Source organism: Bartonella sp. CL71SXKL, assembly GCF_042194935.1.
Classification (GTDB): Bacteria; Pseudomonadota; Alphaproteobacteria; order Rhizobiales; family Rhizobiaceae; genus Bartonella.
Genome location: NZ_JBHINI010000022.1, coordinates 1 through 4,937, shown reverse-complemented (window position 1 = coordinate 4,937; position 4,937 = coordinate 1). Strand labels below are relative to the sequence as shown.

9 protein-coding genes are annotated in these 4,937 nt (G+C 39.8%); 1 reads left to right on the top strand and 8 read right to left on the bottom strand.

Annotation, left to right across the window (positions count from 1 at the left end; all coding sequences use genetic code 11):
• The first annotated feature begins 112 nt into the window (after window positions 1-112).
• Window positions 113-250: a hypothetical protein gene (locus tag ACFILA_RS08285; RefSeq protein WP_375660983.1), complete on the top strand. Its 138-nt coding sequence runs from the start codon at window positions 113-115 to the stop codon at window positions 248-250.
• Between the two features lie 163 nt (window positions 251-413).
• Here the strand turns inward: ACFILA_RS08285 and ACFILA_RS08280 are convergent, their stop codons facing one another.
• The 8 genes from ACFILA_RS08280 to ACFILA_RS08245 all read right to left on the bottom strand — a co-directional run bounded on the left by ACFILA_RS08280 (window position 414) and on the right by ACFILA_RS08245 (window position 4,702).
• Window positions 414-590 (bottom strand): hypothetical protein, encoded by a 177-nt coding sequence (locus ACFILA_RS08280; RefSeq protein ID WP_273790878.1) that lies wholly within the window; start codon window positions 588-590, stop codon window positions 414-416.
• 15 nt (window positions 591-605) lie between these two features.
• Entirely contained in the window at window positions 606-1,181 is a 576-nt protein-coding gene (locus tag ACFILA_RS08275; RefSeq protein ID WP_375660982.1) for a hypothetical protein, read from the bottom strand.
• Between the two features lie 17 nt (window positions 1,182-1,198).
• Window positions 1,199-1,564 (bottom strand): hypothetical protein, encoded by a 366-nt coding sequence (locus ACFILA_RS08270; protein WP_375643472.1) that lies wholly within the window; start codon window positions 1,562-1,564, stop codon window positions 1,199-1,201.
• A gap of 88 nt (window positions 1,565-1,652) precedes the next feature.
• The gene (locus ACFILA_RS08265; RefSeq protein WP_375660981.1) at window positions 1,653-2,804 is read right to left on the bottom strand and encodes a DUF6990 domain-containing protein; all 1,152 of its coding nucleotides are present in this window, start codon (window positions 2,802-2,804) and stop codon (window positions 1,653-1,655) included.
• Window positions 2,805-2,817: 13 nt separating this feature from the next.
• Window positions 2,818-3,183: a hypothetical protein gene (locus tag ACFILA_RS08260; RefSeq protein WP_375660980.1), complete on the bottom strand. Its 366-nt coding sequence runs from the start codon at window positions 3,181-3,183 to the stop codon at window positions 2,818-2,820.
• Between the two features lie 231 nt (window positions 3,184-3,414).
• Entirely contained in the window at window positions 3,415-3,777 is a 363-nt protein-coding gene (locus ACFILA_RS08255) for a hypothetical protein (protein ID WP_375660979.1), read from the bottom strand.
• A 231-nt stretch (window positions 3,778-4,008) separates the two neighbouring features.
• Window positions 4,009-4,371 carry a hypothetical protein gene (locus ACFILA_RS08250; RefSeq protein ID WP_375660978.1) on the bottom strand — a complete coding sequence of 121 codons (363 nt, stop codon included), beginning with the start codon at window positions 4,369-4,371 and terminating at the stop codon, window positions 4,009-4,011.
• A 118-nt stretch (window positions 4,372-4,489) separates the two neighbouring features.
• Entirely contained in the window at window positions 4,490-4,702 is a 213-nt protein-coding gene (locus ACFILA_RS08245; RefSeq protein ID WP_375660977.1) for a hypothetical protein, read from the bottom strand.
• Window positions 4,703-4,937: the final 235 nt, after the last annotated feature.

Here is a 4,937-nt window from a genome sequence, read left to right as displayed (position 1 = left end):
ACAAGCCTATCACCAGCCTATTCATTGCCATCAACCCTTTTCCCCCAACGCCCTCCATTCCCCCATTCCCCCATTCCAATTTTGACGCATTGCACAATCCAACCATCCTCCATTGGCACCCTCTTCTCCCCATATCCTCCCCACAACCCTTACGGCTCTTGAGCAACCACACACCCTTTTACAGTTTCACGCTTTTACGATTTTGCAAATTCACAGAAAACAACAAACTGCCGATAAACCGCCCCATTAAAGCCTATCATCAGCCTATTACAAACCTATCATCAGCCTATTATTGCCATCAACCCTTTTCCCCCAGAGATCAGCGTAAAATGAGAAAAACAATCGATGCCCTCCTCCCAAGCCGTGAAGCAATGGCATGATTTAAAACTTATGCCTCCCCCATGACACGAGCACTACATGCGCTTTTTCAGCGCTGCGTTTAATTGTTTGGTAACCTTGTAATACGAGATCAAACGCTTGATAAAAGAAATATACAGTGCCACAATGGGTATTGTTAAGAAAAAATCAAAAACACCCCCCAGCAGAATGATCAAAATCACCGTCCAAGCTGCCGCCATTTCGTAATGCATTTTATCCCCTTCTCTTTATAAATTGATTGATTGGGTTGCTTCAGTCACTTCTTCCAACTGCTGAATCTTCTTTTTCAATCGATGGGTTAAAATTTCACGAAGGATCACAACAACAGGGATCGTTGCAAAAATACATACCGATAAAAAAAACCAGAAAAGCAAGAGAATGGCAAGATATTCAAATCTGCTCTCATCTACCTCAGCAGCTATCCCTTTAGAGAAAATCACATAGACATAAGCTTTGAAAAACATAATGATGAAAGAGAGGCATGCGTGGAGGATATAATCTTTGCGTGAAAAAGCGAGCCATTTTTTTAACGAATAGGAACTTATCTGTGTTTCTAGTGCTAAGTTTTGCGGCACTCTCTCTTTTTCTTTTCCGCTTTTTTCAAAGAAACAAAAACGCTGTGGATGTTCTTTCATCAAACGTCTTTGTTTTTTCACTCTGTAATAGAGCCTCAAACGCTTGATTAAAGAATAATAAGGCGCCACAATAATCATATTCACAAAAATGGCAAAAACTGTAACTGCATTTAGAAGAAAATATCCAACCGGCAGAAACAAAATAAAAAACGCGATCTCACCCCTCATGTGTATAACCTCATTGATTAATCTCTTGCTGCTTTATTTTTTTTTAGTTTTTTCTTTATTTTTTCCAATTTACGCTCTTTAAAACGACAAATGCCCCACAAAATAGGAAGGGGTGTGAGAAGACAAAACCATATCAACACTGGTAAGAGAAAAATAAGAGAACCAATTCCTTCCCATCTTGTCCATTGCAACGGCTGTACCAGAGACTTTGCACCCGCAGGAACTTCTAAAGCCATCATAATAAGGCATGTACAAAACATGATAAAAAAGCGGTGCCCTATTATTTTACACCTTCCCACCCCTTTACGCCTTTCCACTGAAGACACCATAAATTTTCTAAATGAAAAGAAAGACTCTTCAAATGTTGCTTTTTTCTCCTGCATTGTTCCCCTCTGCTTTTACGCTTCGCGCTTTTTACGCTCTATTTTTAGGTTTAAGCTCTTTTTAACTTATCTAAACGCTTTATTTTTCTCAATAAATTTTTTCCTCAACCCTAATTTCTACATCCATATATTCTAACTCCCCATCCTTTATGTAAAGAATATGAGGACGATAGTTTTTTCCATCAACTTCACAAATCGCGTCCTTTTCGTAAACAAAATATCCCTGTTGCCTTAATTCTTCTCTTTTTTCCTCGATCAAATTTTCATAAGAATCTCTTCTTCTATTGCACAAATTGGGATCTGTAGCTCTAAAACATTCATAGCTCTCTACCTCCATGGAAAAATCCTTTGCCGCCTGTTGAAGCAAATCGTAACTGGGTTGCTTTGTCTTTTCTACCGCCTGAGCAATCACCATTGCGCGTTCCAGATGCTCCTCTTCGATGCTTGTTTCAAAGCCCAGCTTCTCACCTTCCATAAAGCTTTTCTGATAAGAGTGTAAGGTTTCAACATCACCCATCAAAGCCAGAGCTGCAAGATAACGCAGGGAATAAGAAGACAACCGAGGGACCACAGTTTTGTTTTCCCAAGGCAGGATTCTATATTGAGAGTGAAGCATCTTGCCAAGATCAACCTCAGTCATTGCCTTTTCTAAAGCTTTCTCGAGTGCACGGCGTAAACATCCAACGCTTACCTTTTCTTCAAAAATTTCCACCCCCTTCACATCAAAACTCAATTCAAGAGCAATCAAGCCTCCAGAATTATAAGGGTCTATCGTTTGGCAAGCCGCCGCATGGATACCAGAAACCACCGCAATTGCACAATCAAATCGCGGATACCCCTTCTCAGCATTATAAAGAAACTGCACTTCACGATCTGGTAAATAATAGGTGGCCAAATGATCCCCTTTTCCCTCAATTTCCACCTTCCACCCCAAACTCTTTAAAAGCGCCGTTGCACTTTCCATCGTTAAGATTTCCTCATCAGAAAGAGAAAACTCTTTTTCCTCAGATAACAGCTTAATCATCGGCGTTTCTCCACTAGACGGCTCAAAAGCGACAGGTTGTTCAAGCACGCGGCTTAATTCTTTTGTCACTTGGCAATACAGTCTCACCCGCTTGAAAGTAGAGTAATACAATGCCCAAATAAACATCACGCACACAGCAGAAAGCAGCGTGAAAAGCGTCAAGCCCACACCCCACGAGAGTACAACAATAATATCCATCATTTTAATATCTATCATTTTCCCCGCCCCTTCATGCGCTGTTTTGTTGAGAAGCGGTTTTTCTCTGCTTCCAGAGTGCTTGCTCCAACATATCAATCTTTTCTTTCAACAGAACCGTGAAAATGATACGAACCACAAAGGCAACAGGGATGAACAAAAAAATAAACCATGATATAAGCTGCATGATTAACGAGAGAGCTGCCACGACATCCCCTTCCCACTCCGCCAACTTCCACCCAAGCAACATGGGTACGAAGCGAAGAGCCATTCTTAAAGCTGCCACAATGAAAGCAATACAAAAGATGACTTTATAATTTTTGCGTGTCAGAAACGCTTCTTCAAGCGCAAAAGACCGTAATTCCTCATCCAATGGTGATTTTTTTCCATTGCCCCTCATTTTTTATCCCTCATTTGTTTCAATTTTCAAGCCATTTTCATGAACCGAAGCTTTCGTCCTCACAATGAATGAGGGTTCATCAATATCAAGCGCTTGTATCCTTCATCTTTTATAAAGACAATATCAAGAGTGCATTTTTTTTCCATCACCTTCAAACATCGCACGAATAGAAGGTCTCTCCTACAACGCATGAGAATATATAAAGACCAGTATTCATTTTCTGCCCTCCCTTCACGCGCTGTTTTGTTGAGAAGCGGTTTTTCTTCGCTGCCAGATTTCTTGATCCAACATATCGATCTTTTTTTTCAACAAACGCGTAAAGATGATACGGACCACAAAGGCAACAGGAATGAGTACAAAAATAAACTCTGATATAAGCTCCATGATTAACAAGAGAGCTGCCACGACATACCCTTCCCACTCCGCCAACTTCCACCCAAGCAATATTGGTATGAAGAGAACCGTTCTCAAAGCTGCCACAATGAAAGCAATACAAAAGATGACTTTATAATTTTTGCTTGTCAAAAACGCTTCTTCAAGCGAAAAAGACCGTGGTTCTTTATCCAATGGTGAATTTTTTCCATTGCCCCTCATTTTTTATCCCTCATTTGTTTCAATTTTCAAGCCATTTTCATGAACCGAAGCTTTCGTCCTCACAATGAATGAGGGTTCATCAATATCAAGCGCTTGTATCCTTCATCTTTTATAAAGACAATATCAAGAGTGCATTTTTTTTCCATCACCTTCAAACATCGCACGAATAGAAGGTCTCTCCTACAACGCATGAGAATATATAAAGACCAGTATTCATTTTCTGCCCGCCCTTCACGCGCTGTTTTGTTGGTAAGCGGTTTTTCTTCGCTGCCAGATTTCTTGATCCAACTTATCGATCTTTTTTTTCAACAAACGCGTAAAGATGATACGGACCACAAAGGCAACAGGAATGAGCACAAAAAGAAGCATTGATATAAAACCCAATATTAATGTTAAAATGAACAGGATATAATTCGACCACTCTGTCAAATCCCACTCAAAAAATATAACGAGTGCCACTTTAAAAGCGGTAATAATGAAAGCAATGCAAAAGATGACTTTATAATTTTTGCTTGTCAAAAACGCTTCTTCAAGCGAAAAAGACCGTGGTTCTTCATACAATGGTGCATTTTTTTCATCAACTTCAAACATCATGTTTTTATTCCCCACAATATATCCTCTGCTGTCTTAAGGCTTCTCTTTTCTCCTCGATCAAATTTTCATAAAAATATCTTCTTCTATTGCACAAATTTGGGTCTCTGACTCTAAAATTCTAAGTGCTCTTTTTATTTTCAGGAAGATAAGCTGCTTTCCAAAGAAGAAGCAAACGAGTGCAAGAAAATCGTAACGAAGTTGCTTTGTCTTTATGACGATTTGAATCATCAACAACAAAACCGGCCCAAATTGATTTTTTCGATATTTTTTTCAAAGCCAAAACTTTCATCTTCCATAAAGCTTTTATGAGAAAGCTGCCAAATGTTAACATCAGCCCTCAATACCAAATCCCCAAGGGTGTGCAAGTAAAGAAGAGTCCACTTGAGAGATAGCACAATTTCCTTTTCCCAAGGAAGGGTGCTCTATTGAAAGCCCAAACACGCGGCCAAGATAAACCTCAGTCCCAGATCAACCTCAGTCATCGCCTTAATCTAAAGCTTCCTCAAGCACACGACGTAAACGCCCTACGCTTACCTTTTCCTCAAAAATTTTCAATCTCTTTTCCT